At 48.9% G+C, this 20,027-nt stretch carries 19 protein-coding genes and 1 pseudogene; 9 read left to right on the forward strand and 11 right to left on the reverse strand.

The window, feature by feature from the left end:
* Window positions 1–16 precede the first annotated feature (16 nt).
* Window positions 17–466, reverse strand: a complete 450-nt coding sequence (locus tag P397_RS0115630; protein ID WP_028107121.1) for a hypothetical protein — start codon at window positions 464–466, stop codon at window positions 17–19.
* Window positions 463–1,836: a PepSY-associated TM helix domain-containing protein gene (locus P397_RS0115635; protein WP_028107122.1), complete on the reverse strand. Its 1,374-nt coding sequence runs from the start codon at window positions 1,834–1,836 to the stop codon at window positions 463–465. The genes P397_RS0115630 and P397_RS0115635 overlap by 4 nt, the downstream gene beginning before the upstream one ends.
* 356 nt (window positions 1,837–2,192) lie before the next feature.
* Here P397_RS0115635 and P397_RS0115640 point away from each other — a divergent pair, with 356 nt between their 5' ends.
* Window positions 2,193–3,563, forward strand: coding sequence for a copper amine oxidase (locus P397_RS0115640; protein WP_028107123.1), 1,371 nt, complete (start codon window positions 2,193–2,195; stop codon window positions 3,561–3,563).
* Window positions 3,564–3,662: 99 nt separating this feature from the next.
* Here the strand turns inward: P397_RS0115640 and P397_RS0115645 are convergent, their stop codons facing one another.
* A complete protein-coding gene (locus P397_RS0115645; protein WP_035414275.1) occupies window positions 3,663–4,250 on the reverse strand; it encodes a DedA family protein in 588 nt (195 codons plus the stop codon).
* A gap of 304 nt (window positions 4,251–4,554) precedes the next feature.
* Between P397_RS0115645 and P397_RS0115650 the strand changes: the two genes are divergently transcribed.
* A complete protein-coding gene (locus P397_RS0115650; protein ID WP_028107125.1) occupies window positions 4,555–5,766 on the forward strand; it encodes a dicarboxylate/amino acid:cation symporter in 1,212 nt (403 codons plus the stop codon).
* A gap of 177 nt (window positions 5,767–5,943) precedes the next feature.
* The gene (locus P397_RS17660; protein WP_051524065.1) at window positions 5,944–6,729 is read left to right on the forward strand and encodes an NUDIX domain-containing protein; all 786 of its coding nucleotides are present in this window, start codon (window positions 5,944–5,946) and stop codon (window positions 6,727–6,729) included.
* 98 nt (window positions 6,730–6,827) lie between these two features.
* On the opposite strand, the gene P397_RS0115660 is transcribed toward P397_RS17660, so the two are convergent.
* Window positions 6,828–7,430 carry a CPBP family intramembrane glutamic endopeptidase gene (locus P397_RS0115660; RefSeq protein WP_028107127.1) on the reverse strand — a complete coding sequence of 201 codons (603 nt, stop codon included), beginning with the start codon at window positions 7,428–7,430 and terminating at the stop codon, window positions 6,828–6,830.
* 179 nt (window positions 7,431–7,609) lie between these two features.
* On the opposite strand from P397_RS0115660, the gene P397_RS0115665 reads away from it, so the two are divergent.
* A complete protein-coding gene (locus P397_RS0115665) occupies window positions 7,610–8,530 on the forward strand; it encodes an Rgg/GadR/MutR family transcriptional regulator (RefSeq protein ID WP_035414277.1) in 921 nt (306 codons plus the stop codon).
* A gap of 324 nt (window positions 8,531–8,854) precedes the next feature.
* Here P397_RS0115665 and P397_RS0115675 read toward each other — a convergent pair whose 3' ends face one another.
* Window positions 8,855–9,715 carry a VOC family protein gene (locus P397_RS0115675; protein ID WP_028107129.1) on the reverse strand — a complete coding sequence of 287 codons (861 nt, stop codon included), beginning with the start codon at window positions 9,713–9,715 and terminating at the stop codon, window positions 8,855–8,857.
* 120 nt (window positions 9,716–9,835) lie between these two features.
* Between P397_RS0115675 and P397_RS17470 the strand changes: the two genes are divergently transcribed.
* From P397_RS17470 to P397_RS18140, 3 genes and pseudogenes are all read left to right on the forward strand, one after another.
* Window positions 9,836–10,207, forward strand: a complete 372-nt coding sequence (locus P397_RS17470; protein ID WP_035414279.1) for a winged helix-turn-helix transcriptional regulator — start codon at window positions 9,836–9,838, stop codon at window positions 10,205–10,207.
* An 80-nt stretch (window positions 10,208–10,287) separates the two neighbouring features.
* A complete protein-coding gene (locus P397_RS0115685; protein ID WP_028107130.1) occupies window positions 10,288–11,058 on the forward strand; it encodes a nucleotidyltransferase domain-containing protein in 771 nt (256 codons plus the stop codon).
* A 103-nt stretch (window positions 11,059–11,161) separates the two neighbouring features.
* Window positions 11,162–11,369 (forward strand): annotated as a pseudogene (locus tag P397_RS18140) (hypothetical protein); the annotation flags it as partial.
* Here P397_RS18140 and P397_RS0115690 read toward each other — a convergent pair.
* Window positions 11,333–12,262, reverse strand: coding sequence for an NADP-dependent oxidoreductase (locus P397_RS0115690; RefSeq protein ID WP_028107131.1), 930 nt, complete (start codon window positions 12,260–12,262; stop codon window positions 11,333–11,335). The pseudogene P397_RS18140 and the gene P397_RS0115690 sit on opposite strands and share 37 nt — an antisense overlap.
* A gap of 101 nt (window positions 12,263–12,363) precedes the next feature.
* A complete protein-coding gene (locus P397_RS0115695; protein ID WP_028107132.1) occupies window positions 12,364–13,836 on the reverse strand; it encodes a methyl-accepting chemotaxis protein in 1,473 nt (490 codons plus the stop codon).
* A gap of 147 nt (window positions 13,837–13,983) precedes the next feature.
* Between P397_RS0115695 and crcB (P397_RS0115700) the strand changes: the two genes are divergently transcribed.
* Window positions 13,984–14,385 carry a fluoride efflux transporter CrcB gene (gene crcB, locus P397_RS0115700; RefSeq protein WP_028107133.1) on the forward strand — a complete coding sequence of 134 codons (402 nt, stop codon included), beginning with the start codon at window positions 13,984–13,986 and terminating at the stop codon, window positions 14,383–14,385.
* Window positions 14,382–14,729 (forward strand): fluoride efflux transporter CrcB, encoded by a 348-nt coding sequence (gene crcB / locus P397_RS0115705; RefSeq protein ID WP_028107134.1) that lies wholly within the window; start codon window positions 14,382–14,384, stop codon window positions 14,727–14,729. The genes crcB (P397_RS0115700) and crcB (P397_RS0115705) overlap by 4 nt, the downstream gene beginning before the upstream one ends.
* 65 nt (window positions 14,730–14,794) lie before the next feature.
* Here crcB (P397_RS0115705) and P397_RS0115710 read toward each other — a convergent pair whose 3' ends face one another.
* The 4 genes from P397_RS0115710 to P397_RS0115725 form a co-directional block, all read right to left on the reverse strand.
* Complete coding sequence (locus P397_RS0115710) at window positions 14,795–15,649, reverse strand: DegV family protein (protein WP_028107135.1); 855 nt, start codon at window positions 15,647–15,649, stop codon at window positions 14,795–14,797.
* Between the two features lie 71 nt (window positions 15,650–15,720).
* Window positions 15,721–16,749 (reverse strand): aldose epimerase family protein, encoded by a 1,029-nt coding sequence (locus tag P397_RS0115715; protein ID WP_028107136.1) that lies wholly within the window; start codon window positions 16,747–16,749, stop codon window positions 15,721–15,723.
* A gap of 103 nt (window positions 16,750–16,852) precedes the next feature.
* Complete coding sequence (locus P397_RS0115720) at window positions 16,853–18,538, reverse strand: LytS/YhcK type 5TM receptor domain-containing protein (protein WP_028107137.1); 1,686 nt, start codon at window positions 18,536–18,538, stop codon at window positions 16,853–16,855.
* Between the two features lie 173 nt (window positions 18,539–18,711).
* Window positions 18,712–20,025, reverse strand: coding sequence for a hemolysin family protein (locus P397_RS0115725; RefSeq protein WP_026834150.1), 1,314 nt, complete (start codon window positions 20,023–20,025; stop codon window positions 18,712–18,714).
* Between the last annotated feature and the right edge of the window lie 2 nt (window positions 20,026–20,027).

The raw sequence follows: 20,027 nt of genomic DNA on the forward strand, positions 1-20,027 counted from the left end.
CGCCCCATGCTGCTTCTTAATGATGTCCACCATGTCCGTCATGCGCTGCCGGTGCTTGCGACTGGTACATCGCTTGCGCTTTTTCAAGCTCTGCTTCTGAAACGTCACCCACCTGAACGAGTGACTTCGGTGTATAGACTTTTTCACCCACATGGACCATCCCGTTCACGACGTAGACGCCTGATTTTTTAAACGGAATGCTGCTTACGTAATGCCCCTCTTTATTTTCCGTTTCAAACGTCTCCGTGTCCTCACTTCCAATCGGCGTGACTTGTACATGGACGACATCAATATCTTGCGGATTCTCAATTTCGACAGCGACCGTCGTGCGTGTATCGGCTGCGATTTTTTCAGGTGCGTACAGTCCAACCTTCATTATCGGCGGTGCTGCTTTCGTTTCAAACTGGCATCCGGCGAGTAAAAGGACACTGCCGATCAATGCTCCTGTCATGAACAGTCGTTTCATGCAGCTACCCCCTGACTTTTGTTGCGACGACGGCTAAAGATCAACAAATCGAGCACGATGATGGCAATGACCGACAAGGCGGCAAGCGGCATCGTCAAGCTGATCAGTAAAATTAAACCGGCCACGATTTTTTTGACACGTTGGTCGACGGCACGTTTCGGAGCAGTTAACTTTCCGGCTCCGTTCCGGCGTTTCCACCACAAGACGACTGAGCTGATAACGATGAAAATCAAGCCGAGACAAAGTGCCAGCCCCACCAGTTGATTCAACAGACCAAACAGCTTCCCTTCATGGAAACCGATCCCCATCGAAATCATTTTCGCAAGCAGTCCATAATCACCAAACGTCACGCTCGATAACACCGTCCCTGAATATTGATCCAGGTGCATCGTCTTTTCGTTCATCGGATTACTGTGTAAGGATGAGATTGTATACACGCCTTGTTCCCCTTGTGGGAGCGTGATTTGATACGGTTTGACGATGCCCAGTTGTTTCGCCTCGGCATCGGCTTCCGATACGCTCATCGTCAGGGGCTTCGCCGGTCCGGAAGTCGGCACGACATCATTTTGTGTCGCCCATGGTATGTCTGTCGCAATGTCTTTTGTGACGATTTGTGACGTCAAGGTCTCATCCGGTCCAAACGCATATTGCGGAAAGTTCGAGTTGGTTTTCGTCGCGACGGTATTGATCCATTCTCCGGCAACACCCGACCAAGCGAGACCGGAACCGATGATGAGGATAAGACCAAGCGTCGACCAGACGGCAACCGAACCGTGAAGGCCTTTCCAAAAATTACGCGATCCGTCCTTCTTTTTGAAAGACGGGAAAAACACCCGTTTGAAGCTTCCCTGTTCGCCGCGCGGCCAAAAGAGATATGTACCGGTAATCAATAAAATGATAGCCCAACTTGCTGCGAGCTCGACGAGCAGATTGCCGGCTTTCCCGGCAAACAACTCACCGTGAATCGTTTTGATGAAGCCAAGCGGACCTTCCCCCACCCGCTTACCCGTTACTTCTGCCGTATACGGATCCACATAGACGAATCCGGCTTCTTCACCAAACATCGCCCCCATCCGTGTTGTTCGGTCAGCTTCTTCAAATTGCCCGATGGACGAAACCGTTGCTTCCGGATACTTCTCTGTCACGGCCTGCACTTGTTTTTCTAAAGCAACACGTTCCCCGGATCCTTTGGTAAAGACCATTTCGCTGTAAAGCCTGTCTTCAATCTGTGGTTTAAATAAGTAAATCGACCCCGTGACGGCAAGAATAATAAAAATAGGTGCAAAAATAATGCCTGCATAAAAATGCCACCGCCACATCGATTGGTACCAACTCCGCTGTTGTTTCGGAGTTTGATTCCGTCCCTTCATCATGAATCCCCCTTATCCCCTAAAAAATATGTCCACCTTGTGAACACAGGATAAGTATAAGCGTTTACATGACACGCAGACCGATGCCACTATGGCGATTTTTTGCCAATCCGGTGATATCTCTGCGTATTAATTAAGTAAGATTATGAGTTCTTTCTCCACAATTACTTCATAGCTTTCATATGATAGTACTTACTTTTTCTACAAGTTCCCTAAATGATTTTGAAATCTTTTCATATTTTTTAATCTTTTTTAAATCCAAACGAAATCCGGGTGCGTATGCTGTTCAGAACGATGAGGAAATGAATTACCAAATTGGTTAAAATACACACCCAAATTTGAGAGGATGAGACAAAATGAAAAACACGAAAAAATTCGCAGCAACAGCAATGGCAGCAGCACTCGTATTACCAGGAACAGCAGCATTCGCTTCTGGTGGCGGAGATGAGATGAAACATGAGGACGGCGCGAAAAACGTCACGGTCAAAACAAAAGCCGCTGATCTTCGTGCAACACTTGATCAACTACTCTCTGAGCACTTCGTGCTTGCCGTCATGGACATGAAAAAACAATATGACGGATCAAAAGACGCAAAATATTACGAAGCGGCTCTCAAACAGAACGCACTCGACATGACACCAGCGATCGCATCGGTCTACGGTGAAGAAGGCGCGAAACAGTTCGAGAAAATCTTCGTCGACCATAACAAATACACAACAGATCTCGTCAAAGCCGTCAAAGCCGACGACCAAGACGGCATCAACGCTTCAAAAGCGGAAACGGAAGAGTTCGTCCAAGACCTCTCGAGCTTCCTTGATACAGCAACAGAAGGTAAACTGCCGAAGGCAGCAGCAGAAGAAGTGCTCCGTGCCCATGAAGCGGACGTCTATAAAACATTCCAACAATATGCAGCCGGTGACTACGAAGGATCGTACAACACGTTCCGCGAAGGATACAGCCGCATGTATGACATCTCGAAAGCACTCTCAGTCGCAATCACAACACAAATGCCTGAGAAGTTCGACAACACAAAAGCGGATACAAAAGCAGCTGACCTCCGGTCAACACTCAACAGTCTGGCAGCAGAGCACGTCGCACTGGCTAACATCAGCATGACAGCAGGCGTCGATCAAGCGAAAGACTACGATGCAGCAAACTGGGCAGAAGACATGCACACAGCTGACTTCAAAGCGGCAATGAAATCGGTTTACGGTCAAGCAGGCGCGGATCAGTTCGAGCAAGTTTGGACGAAAAACCACATCGAAGCACAAGCAAACCTCGTCACAGCAGCAATCAATGACGACAAGAAATTGATGGGTGACGCACAAGAGATGCTCAAAATGTTCTCAAATGACTTCGGTGCGTTCCTTGGCGCAGCAACGGAAGAAAACCTTCCGACAAAAGCAGCACAAGAAGCCGTATCTGGCCACGAGACGTACATCCAAGATACATTCATGCAGTACACGGAAGGCGACTACAAAGGATCAGTTGATACGTTCCGTGAGTCTTACGCTTACATGTACGGCGTGGGGGCAAACCTTGGTGACGCAATCGTCAAACAATCACCAGAGAAGTTCATGGACGGTACACCAGGCTCAATGCCAAACACAGGTAACGGCGGCATGAGCGACAACAACACAGCAGCAACGACTGGTGCGATCGCACTCTTCGGTCTCGCACTCGGTGCAGCCGGAATCGTCCTCGCTCGCAAACGTCAAAACGCATAAGACTAATGGATGAACAAAGACCCCTTCAGAATTCGTTTCTGAAGGGGTCTTTTTATGTAAATAAGACAACACCTGTCCACTTCTCAGTGTTCAGTTGTCTTATTCCGTCACGTAACTTTCTTCTTTTTTAATACGTTGCCGACGTTTCGCATGCACGAGACTTGAAACAACTACCGTTAACAAAACAGCTAAAATTAGCAGCACCATACTCGGGTTTTGAGTTAACCACATCCAAAGCTCGGACCATGTGACCGCCTCCCCGATTCGAACAATCAAAAACGTCCATAACCCGGTGTAGAGACCTGCCGCTGCGAATGTCATCGCCAAATAGCGCGGTAACGGATAACCGAGCAACCCGGCGACGTAATGAATCGGGTGTCGGACACCCGGTAAAAAGAACGATAACCCGATTGCCCACAACCCGCGGCGTTCCAAAATCGATTCGGCCTGCTCCAGAAATTTGGATTTCATGAAACGTTTCACGAGCGGAATCTCCCGGAAAAAACGTGCGAGCAGATAAAACCAAGTAAACGCAATAAAAAAGACCGGCCATGCCGCAAGCCAAATCAAAATCGGATGAATGCCTTCCCGTAACCGTAATGCAACGTGTCCCATCATCAGCACATCATCCGATAAAGGGGTAAACATAATGCCGCCCGCTAACCGGACCAACGCCATAAAATCCATGATTCTCTCACTTCCCTCTTTTTTCTCTCTATAGTTCAAGTATGCCCTTTTTTTCTATAGTTGAGCCCTTTTCTTTTCTTAACTAGTTCTTATATTTTCACGATGCACTTAAAAAATATGATTTTGAATCCGTACATTGTCGCGATTACAAGTGTCTGTACTAAAGTAATCAAGCATTTTTTCGGGAAATCCTGCAATCGGTTTCTGTTTTCGGAATAATCGGAATGATTCAAACACGGTGGTAATACCATTTTGAATGTGCGAAAATAGCACCTATTCAGATTTACTACTCTTTTGAGAAAGGATGATTGGTTTGAAGTTTAACATTGGTCTACTGGGACGTATCGTGATCGCCATCGCATTTGGAATTATAGTAGGTAGTCTCGTCACCGAACGCTTCGATTGGATCGTCCGTTCTTTTGTAACGTTTAACGGCATATTTGGTCAATTCTTATCGTTCGCCATCCCACTCATCATCCTCGGCTTTATCGTTCCCGGGATCGGAGAACTTGGGAAAGGTGCCGGAAAGCTGGTTGGCATCACCGCCCTCATTGCTTACCTGTCAACGGTTACCGCCGGACTCCTCGCTTATGGAACGGCCGTCAGCCTCTTCCCTAAAATGTTAAGCGGCTCATTCGGCAAGATGGAAAACCCGGAAGAAGCGTTGCTGAAAGGCTTCATGGAAATCGAAATCCCGCCGGTCTTCGGCGTCATGACAGCTCTTGTCATGGCATTCGTGTTCGGCATCGGGATCGCTGCCGTCAAGAGTGATCGCCTCTTGGAACTGGCGGTTGATTTCCGCAGCATCATTGAACTCGTAATTGCGAAAGTCATCATTCCGTTACTTCCATTCCATATCGCGGGAATTTTCATGAACATGACGTATGCCGGTCAAGTCGCAGAAATCCTTTCTGTTTTTGCCCTTGTCTTCGTCGTCATCATCATCTTGCATTTTGTCATGTTGACACTTCAATATGTCATCGCAGGCATCGTCAATAAAGAAAATCCGTTTCGCCTCCTCAAGACGATGATGCCGGCTTACTTCACTGCCATCGGGACACAGTCTTCGGCAGCAGCGATTCCGGTTACGCTGCGTCAAACGAAGGCGAACGATACCGATGAGGAAGTCGCCAATTTCGTCGTCCCGCTCTGTGCGACGATCCACCTCGCCGGTTCAACGATTACATTGACCTCTGTCGTCATTGCGATTCTTTACTTGAACAATCTGCCGGTGACATTTGGTCAAATCTTCCCGTTCATTCTCGCTCTCGGCGTCACGATGATTGCTGCACCGGGCGTTCCGGGCGGAGCAGTCATGGCTGCGACCGGACTGTTTGTGTCGATGCTCGGATTTGATCAAACGATGGTCAGTCTGGCGATTGCCCTGTATATCGCCCAAGACAGCTTCGGCACAGCCGCTAACGTCGCAGGTGATGGTGCCATCGCGAAAATCGTGCATGCCGTCAAACGCAACACATCCATTCTCGACGAAAAAAAGCCGCGTGAAATTGCTTGATGCGGATCTCAGCGGTGCCTCAAAAAAAGATTAATTGAACGGAATATTCCAAACGACTTCGCATGACGCGGAGTCGTTTTTTCGTGAACGGATTCCGGCGAAAAGCAGGGATTTCGTTTCGCGTCCGAGAAGGTAGTCTAAGAACATAACTGCTGAAACGATAGAGGAGGAATTTCCATGTTACATCGCCGGAAGACCTATACGATTCGCCCGGAACGACTGCAGGAATTTACCGAGTTCTTTCACACGTATCTCTACCCGTTACAAATCAGCCACGGCGCCCGTCTTGTCGGTCGCTGGGTAAACGAAGCAGAAGATGAAGTCATTGCAATCTGGGAATACCGTGATCGTGAACATTACGAACAAGTCGACCGGGACGTCCGTGGCAGCACGCTGCGCCGCGAAGCGATGAAAAAACGCGCCCGTCTCGGAAAAAACCTTTATATTAAATCAACGGAAGACTTTTTGACAGCGACCGGTGTTTATGCCCCGCCGCGTGCCATCGTCAGCGTCACCGCTTATATCACGAACGAAGCCGGAGAAGTTCTGCTTGTCCGCAACCTCCATCGTGGGGACACGTATGAAATGCCGGGTGGTCAGGTCGAAAATCATGAATCGATTCTTGATGCCATCAAGCGTGAAGTTAAAGAGGAAACCGGCGCAGATGTCACAATCGACGGCATCACGGGGATTTATCAAAACATCTCAAGCCACGTCCTCTGCGTTGCTTTCCGCGGCACGTACACAAGCGGAGAACTCCGTCCGCAAGAAGGGGAAACGGCGGAAGTCGGCTTCTTCCCGCTGACGCGCGACACTATCGACACGTATATCAAGCGGGAACACTTCCAATTGCGGACACTCGACGCGATGGAACCTCATTACTTCCCGCATGCCTTATATAAAGTCAGACCGTATGAACTGATCAGCCGTTATGACGGAAATGCAACGTCATCTTTCCGTTAATTAACGTGTAATTCATTCGTACTCAACAAAAAAATCCAGTAGTAGACTCTATACGTCTACTGCTGGATTTTTGAATTTAGGTTCAGACATGCATTTTGTTAGAGGGAGAGTGCAATCAGGTCGACAATCACGTGCGCAATCCAGGAACCCCAAATACTACGACCTGTTTTAATATAGAGGTAGTTGAAGATTACTCGAGCCACACCTTGCAGAAGAAGAACATGCAAGAGTGTCGATACGAATGAACCATCCCAGTATGACGGAATATGCATGAGACCGAAGACGACAGCACTTAACAGCGTACTCGTCCACATTGATAATCCTTTACTCCGTGCGCCTTCAAGAATACCGATCCCGAGCAATTCTTCACCCATCAACATGAACGGCATGATAAAAATGATTTGTCCCAGATGACCGGATACCGGGTTCGCCGCCCATTCCATTCCTGCCATGCCCGATAATACCCCGATCAGCAGACCCACGACAAAGTAAAGGATGACGCTAAGGGGAATCATCCAAATCTTTTTCGGAAACGAAAGTACTTGAAGACTATCCTTTTTAAAAGCTACTGCCCATGCGATAAGCCCACAAACAAATAACGCTGACCATGCTGACTCCCACTGTACTAATGCTCCAAAACCAATTAATAATAAGATTGCTCCTATTAATAAGCCACTGTTTGTCGTCCGCATCGTTTTCATGACATGTTCCTCCTTGAGTAGTTACACGATGTCTAAATCGTGTTTGATTTGATACTTGAAGTATAAGACGTACATTCGGGAATAATTCCAATAGTCTCCTATTTAGTACCTGTCCTTTTTAGGAACGTTTATTCTTTTGTCTTGTTCTTTTCTCATTGGGAAACAGCAGTCCATTGACTATGAACACAGGAGGGATTTTTATCTTATCTCACGGAGAATTACTGAGGGAATTGCGGATCAAAAAAGGCGTCACACAAAAAGAACTGTACAGTGACGTCATGTCCAAATCCTATGCGATTCGATTCGAACAGGGAAAACATGAGATTTCGTTTCATCTCATTCAATTACTCCTCGAACGGCTTGGTATAGAACTTGATGAATTCCTGTACATTCAACATGAATACAAGGAATCGCTCGTCGAACAATTTTATGATGAGTATGGATTAAAGGGAAATGCGAATGATATTAAAGGATTGATGGCGTTACGGGAGACCTATCGCGATTTTCCTGATTCCTACCAAAATGATTTACGGATTGCCGAACTGAATGCTCGTATCGAGCAACTTTCCTATTTCAATCAATACGGTGTGCTGTCGAAAGAAGCGGTCTCACAAGAGACGCGTGATACGATTCATGACTACTTGGACCAGATTCAAACTTGGACGATTGGCGAACTACGTTTTTTTGCGAACACGCTTGATTTCATTGACTATGAGCGGAAAACAGAATACTTCCGCAGCATTCTCCCCTCCCTGCATCGTTACAAGCACTTTAAGCGCGGACGGACCGTCATCTGTACTTTGCTGATTAATGAAATCCATGAATTGATCATGAGTTCTGAGCTGAATATGGCGCAGACTTTACTCATCCAACTCGATGAATTTTCACAAGGGATCGAAACGATGTTTTATCGAAATACTCATCTCTTTTATACAGGCCTCCTCCTGATTGCCCAAGGTGAGCACAACACCGGGAAACAGGACGTCGAGCGGGCGTTGATGATCTACAACGTACTCGGCTACCATCACCAAGAAGAACTCTCCCGTTCTTTTTTTGTCACCCTTCTCGGAGAAGAAGGACCGGATTCAGGTATCAAATAAGCGACTTTTTACGTTCGTTCCTCTTGATGTCGATAAAGTAAAGCTATATCAAATAAGAGGACGGTGACTTTTTTGAAAAAAACACGTTATTCGGGAAAGATGCTGCTAGAACGCGTTCTGATTTCCGTTATTTTACTTTGGCTCGCTTACATGTACATGCAGACGCATTTATTCGGATCAAAGCTAATGATACCGTTATCCGGATTCCTATCGGTTCAACTGTTTTTGCTTTAAAATCAGTCTCCCCTTATCTTTCAACCCAAACATCCCCCGCGACACGACATCGTCATGTGGCGGGGGATATTGTTTTATCTGCAGTGTCGATCACTCAGACGGAGCCAGAGCCAATCGAACGGTGATCCCGGCGTCATCCGTCACGTAAATAGCGTCGCCCGTCCGGTTCATCTCATACGACGTCTGTTCGATTGCCGAAACTGCTGCTTCACGTGATGCTTCAGTCGGATAAATCAGTGTCCAGTATGAAAGTCCAACGGCGTCCGATGGTGTTTCCGGCGCATCAACACCTGCCCAGACGTTTGTTCCGATATGGTGATGATAACCACCGGCAGCAAGGAATAATGCCCGCATCCGGGAAGCATCCGCCGCGACATCAAAGCCGAGCGTCTCGACATAAAACTTCCGCGCCGCTTCCAGCGATTTGACGTGGAAATGAACGTGTCCCATGACCGTATCCGCCGGCATTCCGTACCACTCTTCCTCACCCGCTTCCACGAGCATGCTTTGCCAATCAACCGGATCGGTCGTCATCTTGACGTCACCGTTCGCTTCGTAGGTCCACGTCTCGCGTGGACGATCGGCATAAATTTCAATGCCGTTCCCGTCCGGATCCGACAAATAAAATGCTTCGCTGACAAGATGATCGCCTTGTCCGAGTTCAACTCCTTGGGCAATCAGATTACGGATGACAAATCCGAGCTCTTTTCGGTTCGGCAATAAAATTGCGAAATGATACAAGCCGGCCACCGAATTGTTCGGCAGTTGTTTTGCCGTACTGTGCTGGTCGAGCACTACGAGCGGTGTCGTTTTGGCACCGAGTGTGGCCGTCTGTTCGTCTTGTGCCAAGACCGTCAAGCCGAGTGAATCACGGTAAAAGGTAATCGATTGAGCTAAATTCGTAATCCGTAAACGGACGGGTCCGAGTGTAATGTTTGGGTCAATGTTCATCTTTTTTCCTCCTCATGGATTCGCTTCGTGTGTTCATTATCCATCAGGAGCGACCGGAACGGAAGTAGGCACTAAAAGGTGGTATAGTATCCTAAACGATACCACGAAGGAGGCACCATGATGGAACAGACACCCAGCTGTCGTGTCGAGACCGCACTAGAAATTCTGACTGGAAAATGGAAACCGTCGATTTTGCTCGAATTAATTACCCATGACACCCTTCGCTTCAGCGAGCTGAAACGGCATCTGCCGAACATCACGCAAAAAATGCTGACGGCCCAGCTCCGGGAACTGGAACTGAACGATATTGTCCACCGGGAAATTTATCAGGTTGTCCCGCCCCGTGTCGAGTATTCACTGACTGATTATGGCAAGACGCTCATTCCAGTCCTCCACGCCATCAACGCGTGGGGTGAAAAACACGTCGACCATTTGGCGCAGAAAGAAATGCTACAAGAAACCACTGCTTCTAGTGCAAGCGATTCATTTTAATCGAATCGCTCTTTTTTATGGAATAATATCCCTAATTTCACGTATACTGACGGAATAGACTACTTAAGGGAGCGAAACCAATGCGTCAACTTTATGCGATTGAACAGTTGCTTGAAAGCTTAAAACAAGATCCGGCCGTCGAAGCCGTCTTTCTGAAAGGATCATTTGGCCGTGGAGAGGAAGATGTCTATTCAGATATTGACCTTTATTGCCTAGTCGCCGGTAACACAATGCCCGATTTTTTGACACGCCGGATGGATCATCTGTCTGCTTACCGCCCCATCATCTGGAAAGACGACATCTTCATCGTCGCCCCGCAGTTGATTGCCGTCTATGACGACCTCTTACATATTGATTTGTTTACGGTGACACTCGATTCCTTGAATCACCACGATACGATCCGTGTTCTGTACGATCCGGCCGGACAACTCGAGCGCTATACCGACACGTCCTCTTTAGCACTGAGTACACAAGAAGCAGAAGACGAAGCGATTGATGCGATCTGGTTCCTGTTCCAGTACCAAAAAGCGGCCGGACGCGGCAATGCCTTATGGGCGGTTGAAATGTTGCGGAGTGCCTTGACGAAATTCGCCAAAGTGTTGCTGCACCGTTACGTCCCCGACCGGGCCCAACTCGGTTTAAAGACGATTCCTGATTATTTACCGGACGCTCCACGCCTGCGCCTGGAAGCGATTTATGCGGTCCTCGTTCCGTCCACGCATGGCGAAGCAGCTCGTCTCTACCGGGAATTTCTGCAGGCAGAATTACCACACCTGCAACAGATGCTGGTCCGTCAGCCGGATACGTTACAGTTACTCGACCGACTGTTGGCATCCGAACAGGTCTATTGAGACCATTAAATCCAGCTTCGTGCAAAAAGCCGATCCCTCCTCTTTAAAAAAAGAAGGGATCGGCTTTCTTGTGTGATTTTCAGGAGATTACTAGAGAAGCAGGCAAGACGAAGACTCCTACGGGAAAAGCGGAACCGGTGAGACCCCGCAAGTCGCGCAGGCGACGAGGAGGCTCACGTTTCGCCCGAGGAAAGCGAAGTCTTGCCTGTGTATCTCATGGATTACGTAAGGATATTGACTTTGGTCTATTTGAGAGCGCGTTCTGTTTTCTTGCTCACTTCACTTTAATGACGATTTTCCCTTTGGCATGACCTTCTTCGCCGTAATCATGCGCTTCTTTAATCTGGTCTAAATCAAAGATCCGGTCGACGACCGGTTTCAATTCACCTCGTTCAACGGCTTCGGCGATATGTTGCAGCCGCTCGCCTGTCGGTTGCATGAAGACATAGGCGACGCGTGCCTGTGCTTCCTTCGCTTGATCTTCGTCGGGTGGTGTCGAAATCGAGACGAGCATTCCGTTTGGTTTAAGCATGTGGTACAACTTCGCTTGTCCGTCGCCGCCCATCGTATCAAATACAAAATCAAGATCACGGACACGATCCGCCGGGTCTTCCTGTTTGTAATCGATGACTTCGTCTGCTCCGAGCGCTTTAACCCAGTCGACGTTTTTTGTGCTCGTCGAGGTGATGACATGCAGCCCGTGTGCTTTCGCGAGTTGAATCGCGACTGTTCCGACGCCGCCTGACCCGGCACCGATAAAGATTTTGTCCCCCGCTTTCGCGTCCATCACTTCAAACATGACCTGCCATGCCGTGTGGGCGACGAGCGGGAGTGACGCTGCCTCTTCGAACGTCAGCGCTTCCGGTTTCTTGACGACAAGATGAGCATCGACTGCGACGTATTCCGCATAGGTCCCTTGACGGGCGATATCCGGACGGCTGAACACTTCGTCGCCGACTTTTAAGTCCGTCACGTTCGCCCCGACTTCTTCAATGACACCGGACACGTCCCAACCGATGACGAGCGGCATATCGTAACTGAGCATTTCTTTTAAGTATCCTTCACGCAACTTCCAATCAACCGGATTGACACTCGCGGCGTGCACTGCAATCAAGACGTCATCCGCTCCGATACCCGGACGGTCCAGTTCCCCCACTTTAAATTGCTCCGAACCACCGTACTGTTCAATATAGGCTGCTTTCATGTCATTTCCTCCTCTGCTTGTTGTACCTCTTAGTTGTTCCCGTTCACCACTTGCGACAAACGAAAAAAGTGTACCGACTCGTCAGAATCGGTACACCGGTGTCAGGCATGAGCTGTCTGTTGCAGTGTTGATGCCGTGGCATTTAATGTATGGATGGCCTGCTGTAAATCAACGATTTGTTCGACTTGCGACCGTGTCAATCCGGACAGTTGATCACTGCTCGTCAGTAACAGATCCATGAAGGCATCAAGCTGTTCCGTCGCCTGTGCGATGTTCGTCAGACTGTTCGTGATCGTCACGAATTGCTGTTGTGCACCGCTGATCGCCTGCACGGAATCATTCGAGTCTGTCGCAATCGTCTGTAACGCAGTTTGACTCCGTTGCATCCGCGCCTCCTGCTCCCGCAGCAAGCTGGTGCTGGCATCAATCGAGTTTCCGGTGTGCATGACATCACGATCAACCCGTTCGATGATCTGATTGATTTCCGTCGAAGCCGCTGCCGTCTGCGCGGACAGATTCCGGATTTCCTGAGCGACGACGGTGAACCCTTTCCCGAACTCACCGGCACGTGCCGCTTCAATCGAGGCATTTAAGCTCAACAGATTGGTTTGTGTCGCAATCGCATTGATGCTCGAGGTGATGCTGACGATCTCTTTGAAGCGTCCTGCGAGCTGTCCAAAGGCCGTGACGGATTCATCCATGCTTTCGGTTAATTGTTGTAACGACTCGCCGGCTTCGCTGATCGTAGCCTGACTTTGCTCCGCGGTGACTTTTGATGACGAACTGAGGGCAAGTGCCCGATCGACGGCTGTTGCCACATCTGCCATCAACTCGACGTTATCGGTGTTCATCCGTTTAATCTGTCGGACGGATTGGGCATTTTTCGAAGAATTGTCCGCCAGCATCTGCATTGCTTGATCAATTTTCTCAAATGAAGCTTTTGCCGTATCGACCGTTTCACTCATCTCTTCGGTGAACGTCGTGACATCCGTTGCGGTCGCCGCTGACTGACGAAGCGTCAGTTGAGACGTCTCTGCATAATGCTCGGCTTTTTCTTGTTGGCGCTTCACTTCCCGCATGACGTTTCGCCCAAATACGGCGACGAACGTCGCTGCCGAAAAGACCATCAAGTAGATGACGAAAGCAACGATCATGTCAAACGTGTTCGTAAAGACGATGGTTCCAAGCATCGTAAAGAGAACCAGTTCAAACAATCCGAGGACACCTGCGAGTACGACCAGGTGCGGGATAAGATAAACAATCGAGATTGTCAGATAGAGATAGGCAATCGTCCAGATGCTTTGGGACGGTAAGGTGACAAGCACCAGTGCCAGGACAAGGTACGTCAAGACGATTTGAATGTATTTCCCGCTCGGCTTTTCACCAAAAAACTGATTTCCGGCAAGCAACGCGACTGTTAATAACAGCCCGCCGGCTAAAAACTGATAAAAGACACTCATCGGGACATAGCCGATTTGTGCAAAAATAAAAATCAAGGGATGGGCAATTGTAATCAATACAGGAATCAGACGAGAGAGTATTTTTGAACTCAATCGTTCAAGCGGTGAGATCATCTGCAAAACTCCTTCTGTTGGATTCGTACACTTTTCTTATCGTCCGATTTTGAGATGACGTTTAGTCTTCATGTAAATTTTCATGACTTGACGCTTGATTTCCGAAAAGCGTATGGTGGATACAAAATGAGTGAAAGGAGGCTCCTGATGCTCTATCTATTAGTCGGGCTCGCCGGTATACTCGGTGCCTCTGCCCGGTACGGTCTTGGTCTTCTCATCGGACACGTTGCAGTGGGTGTGTTCCCGTGGACGACGTTAAGCATCAATTTAATCGGTTGCTTCGTGCTTGGCTACGCGACACATTTTTTATTTAAGACAACCTTGCTGCATCAGTATGCGATGACGGCACTTGGAACCGGTTTTGTCGGTTCCTTCACGACCTTCTCGACGTTCAGTGTCGAATCGGTTGAATTGTTGCGGGCTGGTGTGTACAGTTATGCGTTCGCCTATATCAGTCTCAGTTTGTTTGGCGGCCTGTTGTTGTCTTACGTGGGTTACCTCCTCGGAACACGCCGGTTACGCCGCTTTCAAAAGGAGGAGGTCTCATGAATCTCCTTGCTCTTGCGACCGGTGCCTTTTTTGGGGCAATCAGCCGCTTCGCCTTAAGCCAGTGGATGAAAACAGTGTGGAAACAGGATTTTCCGTTGGCGACATTCCTCATCAATGTGCTCGGTTCGTTTTTACTCGGTCTTGTCATCGGCTCCCACCTCGATTCGACCTGGACGTTGTTGCTCGGGACCGGATTCCTCGGCTCATTTACGACGTTTTCGACCTTTAAGCTGGAAACGCTACAACTCGTTCAGAATCAAAATCGAAAGACATTGGTGCTGTATCTCGGACTCAGTTACCTCTGCGGGATCGGTGCCGCTTTTTTAGGAATCATTCTTGCCTGATCGACATAAAAAAACCAGAATCAATTCCCTGCCTCAAGGAATCGATTCTGGTTTTTCGTTGTGTTTTAGTCATTCAGCCAGAACAAGCCGACTGTTTCTGCTCCGGCGTGTGTTCCGATTGCCGGACCGAACGTCCCGTCGAGCACCGTCAGTTCCGGGAATTTTGCTGCGACTTGTGCGCGCAAATCAGCTGCCATCTCTGGTGCCATCGTCGTTGCGACATAAATCCGGTTTTTATAAAACGTATGCTGACGCATCGCTTCTTCGACCTGTTTAATGATTTCGATGTACGCCTTTTTCAGCGACCGCGCTTTTTTAAACGGGACGATTTTTCCGGATTCGTCCGTCGTGATGATCGGTTTGATGCTGAGCAGGTTGGCGAGGAACAAATCACCGGATGAGACACGTCCGCCCCGGCGCATCGTCTCCATGTTTCCGACGATCATGTAGAAATGCGTTTTCTTCGCCAGTCCATGCAAGGCTGCCGTAATTTCTTCGACTGACTTGCCTGCTGCTTCAAGTTCCATGCCGTAACGGATGAATTCCTGTTGGTTTTCAAACGCCGTATGGGAATCAATGATATGGACCGGGAAGCTGGCTGCTTCCGCTGCCGATGCTGAACTTTGCACCGTACTCGACAAACCGTTCGTACAGTGGACAGCAATCGCACAGTCATATCCTTCTTCTTTTAATCGTTCATACGTCCCGACGAATTCCCCAAAAATCGGTTGCGAGGTTTTGGCGACCAACTTCTTGTCTGCCTCAAGCGCGCGGAATAACCGTTCGACGGTAATCGTATCTTCGTTATATGCTGTCTCACCGAGCAAGATTTGAATCGGTACGACATTGACGCCGATTGCTTCTGCCTCTTCCTTTTTGAAATAGGCCATACTATCGGTCACCCATGCTATTTTAGTCATTTTCCTATGCCTCCGTTAGATTCTTCTCGCTTTATCCTACCATACTCGCTTAGGATGTTAGCAAAAAAACGTTACTGCATCCGACTAAATTGGAAGGTCGTCCGTTTTTCATAGACCTCGTCTGCCCGCAAGACGACAGACGGAAAATCCGGCTGATTGATGGCATCCGGCAACCCCTGGGTCTCAAGACAAATTCCAAGATACGGTGTTGCGCGACGTCCGGCAATCGTAAAGTCTCCCGCCAGATGATTGCCCGTATAGACGACGACGCCCGGTTGATCGGTCTCGACACGCAGTGTCCGACCGCTGACCGGCTCTTCCAATACAATTTCCCCGCCTTCTTTTAATAGGAACGGGTGGTCGACGCCGCTGCCGGCCTGACGTAATGCTTCATCGCTCGCATGTGTCACTTCATACAGAGAACGCGCTGTCCGGAAGTCAAAGACAGTCTCATTGACGGATAAAATCTCACCCGTCGGAACCGATTCCTCATTTAACGGAATATAAAACGGTGCATCCATTCGCAAACGGTGCTGCTCAATCGTCGTTTTTGCATTTCCCGTCAAATTGAAATACGTGTGGTTCGTCGGACTGAACGGTGTCGAAGCCGTCGTCGTCGCATGGTAGGTTAAAATCAACGCATCGTCATCGGTCCAGTCAATCGTCAACCGGACATCAAGTTGTCCCGGATAACCGTTTTCGCCATCCGGACTCGTCAACAACAGGTGGAGCGTGTCGCCGTCGATTTCATGTTCAAAAAATCGGTTCGACCAGTTGACGCTGCCGCCATGCAGATGATGATCGCCTTCGTTTTGTTCAAGGATATAATTCATCCCTTCGAGCGCAAATGCTCCGTTGGCAATCCGACCGCCGACCCGTCCGATCGTCGCCCCTAAATGATGGGGATCTTCTAAATATTCTTCGATATCATCAAAGGCCAAGACGACATTTTCGATCGTTCCCTGTTGATCCGGAACGCGGATTGCCGTGATTTTCCCGCCTAAATTGAGTAGCTCTACGCTGTGTCCGCTGCGATTCATCAATGTAAAAGCGATGATCGGTTGCTCGCCGGAATACCCGACTTCTTTTGTTGTAATCATGCGCCTTATCCTCCTGTATCAATCTGCTCTTGCTTTCATTTTTACCCAGGATCAGCTAAAAAAAAACAATCGTCCGATTCCAGCACGCGGAATCAAACGATTGTCAGGTCCAGTCGGTTTCCATCGGCAGGACGATTTTGATCCGCGTCCCGTTCCCGGGTCGCGAATGGATCGTGCACTGAGCGGTGGTTCCATATCGCCGGATCAAGGCCCGGCGCAATAAAAAGAGATTACTCGTTTCAAGCTTTTTGTCCTGCTCCCATCGTTTCAAGAAGTCTAACGGCAGTCCCGTTCCATTGTCCGTCACTTCCAACACCCAATGGGCTTCCTCCTGAAATGCCCGGACGTCGATCCGGTGATGAGGTCCACTTTGCGGAAAGGCATGCCGTAACGCATTATCGACCAGTTGCGTCACGAGCAGCGGAAAAACAAAATGTTCTTCGACAGCCGTCTCGATGTCGAGATCGATCGTGACGGCAGCAGATGTCAACGGATGATGCCGGCGTATCCCTTCAAGCGATAAATACGACTTCAGCGTCAGCAACTCCTCGCGCAGCGGATGGAGATCCATCCGGCGAGCCGTCGTCAACAGTTGCCGTAACGCACCCAGCTGATGTTTGACGGGGCTGTCCGGATCCGCCGTTTGGTGGATTTCGTCGACGATGCCAAGCAGATAATTCATGCTTAAAATCGGTTTGATCGTTTGGTTCGGAGAGTGCTCGAGTTGCTCGTCTTGATACAGCGCCAGTTCCCGAGCCAACAGTCCGACCAGTTGTTCCATTGTCTGTTCCATCGTATCGTCAAACAGATTAGCCGGGAACCAACAGACGATGCCGGCTTTTTTCCCTTCGATCTGGAACGGGTGGAACGAGACAATTTGATGCGTCAGTGCATCCTCCGACCGGTGGACTACTCCGGCTTCCACCCACTCGATAATCGTCTGATGTTGAAACAAATCGGCGGTGTCGTGTCCCGTTCGGACATCCGCCAGAATCCCGTCTGCGCCGAGCAATACCACACGGTTAATCTTCGTCTCGGCCAAAATCGTCGTGCCGATCTGACGGGCAACGTCGACCGTCAATCCATGTTTCCGTAACGGACGGATCGCATCAAGCAGGCGATATGCGCGTGCCGACTCGCGGACAAACAGTTCATGTTCAAGCTTTAACTGGGCTCGCAGAATTGCGATGAACACACTGATTCCGACAGCATTGACGAACAACATCGGAAAGACGGCCTGGCGTGTCAATTCCAGGACAAGGGCTTGGTCTGAAGCTAACAGCAGGGCAATCCCAATATCAAGAATGACGGCACTCAAGACAATCCCGATCGGTTGGAGCAAGGCATACTGATCCTTCATCCGCCAGTGCCGGCTGTACAATCCGCTTAACAATCCCGCTAAAACGGCGATGATCCAACCGGATTCCGCACCAAACGATCCGAGCCAAAATCGGTGAAAACCTACGAGCAAACCGGTCACTCCGCCAACAAGCGGTCCGCCGAGCAGACCACTCGTCACGATAATCGTCAGTCGGGTATCGACGACCCATTGATTGGGCGAGACTGCAAGTCCAAGCAACGGATCAATCGTCTGGTCCGCCGACAAGCCGATGCCGGCATAATTCATCAGGATGCCGGATACAACAAACACGCTTAACAACACCAGGTGATGGGCACGTCGCGAAGACGTCTGGAACAGGTGCCGTGACGTCCGCCACTGCGATAATAAAAAGGCCAGTAAAGCCAACATGCCTAAGCGGCTGAGTAAAAACGGAATTTGCTCAAGCACCGGAAACCTCCCTTCTCATGAACCCTCTATTTGTCTTGTTACCTCTTTCCCGGTCGCTTCACCGTTTCCCTACCAACTGAAATATTCTTTACACATTCGCCGTGAATTTCAATTTCCGACTGATCTTTTCCCGAAAAAAAGCGCCTTCCGCACAGGGCGAAAGACGCAACAGGTTATTCCGCTTGTTCAAGCGGGTGCAACCATAATTTAATTTGATTGATCTGATAGTTTTCCATCTCGATCACTTCGACTGAGAAGGCTTCCGTATCGATGTGTTCTCCCGGTTGTAAATCGATGTTGTGCATCTGAATCCAACCGCCGATCGTATCGACGTCCTCATCGTTCGTAAACGTCAAGCCGAATCGGTTTTCAAGATCTTCCAGCAATACAGTACCGGCAATCAGATACTCATTGTTCGGCAACTCTTGGATTTCTTCGACTTCATCCGTGTCAAACTCGTCACGGATTTCACCGACGATCTCTTCGAGCAAGTCTTCCATCGCGACGATTCCGGCTGTTCCGCCGTATTCGTCGACGACCAATACGATGTGAGAGCGCGTTTTCTTCATTTTCCGCAACGTGTCTTGGAGCGATGTGACTTCCGAGACGACCGGTAAATCTTTCACGTAATGTGTGACCGGATGGTTATTCCCGTTGGCGAAGTCCGTCAACATCTCTTTGACGTTGATGTAACCGAGAATCCGGTCTTTATCATTTTCTTCTGTGACCGGATAACGTGTAAACGGATTATCCATGAAGATTTCCATCAATTCGTCTTTTGACAACCGTTCTGAGATCGTCGCCATCCGCATCCGCGGAACCATCAAATCTTTTACGACATGTTCGTCAAACGCAAAGACGTTCTGCATGAGCGCAAGTTCCGTCTGATTGATTTCACCGCTTTGGAAACTTTGTGCCATGATGATTTTCAACTCATCTTCTGAGTGGGCTTGTTCGTGTCCAGCCGGTTTGACACCGAATAATCCAAGGAACAGTCGGGCCGAACCATTCAGCAACCAAATGAACGGGTACATGATTTTCCCGAAAATATACAGTGGACGGGCAAACAATAAGGTCATTTTTTCCGCATACTGAATCGCAAGTGTCTTTGGTGCCAATTCTCCGATAACGACGTGTAAAAACGTCACGGAAACAAAGGCAATCCCGAATGACAATAAGGTCGAAACGGCAGCCGACACACCAAATTCATCAAACACCGGGTGTAAGATTTTTTCGACGGTCGGTTCACCGAGTGCCCCAAGACCAAGTGCCGTTACCGTGATTCCAAGCTGACAGGCAGACAAGTAATAATCGAGGTCGCCGGCAATCTTTTTCGCCAAGATGGCACTTTTGTTTCCTTCCTGAATCATTTGATCCAGACGCGACATCCGTACCTTCACGACAGCAAACTCTGATCCGACGAAAAACGCGGTCAACGCGATCAATAACACCACTAAAAATAAATTGATAAATAATATAGTATCCAAAA

Origin of the sequence: Exiguobacterium undae DSM 14481, assembly GCF_000620805.1 — a bacterium.
Classification (GTDB): domain Bacteria; phylum Bacillota; class Bacilli; order Exiguobacteriales; family Exiguobacteriaceae; genus Exiguobacterium_A; species Exiguobacterium_A undae.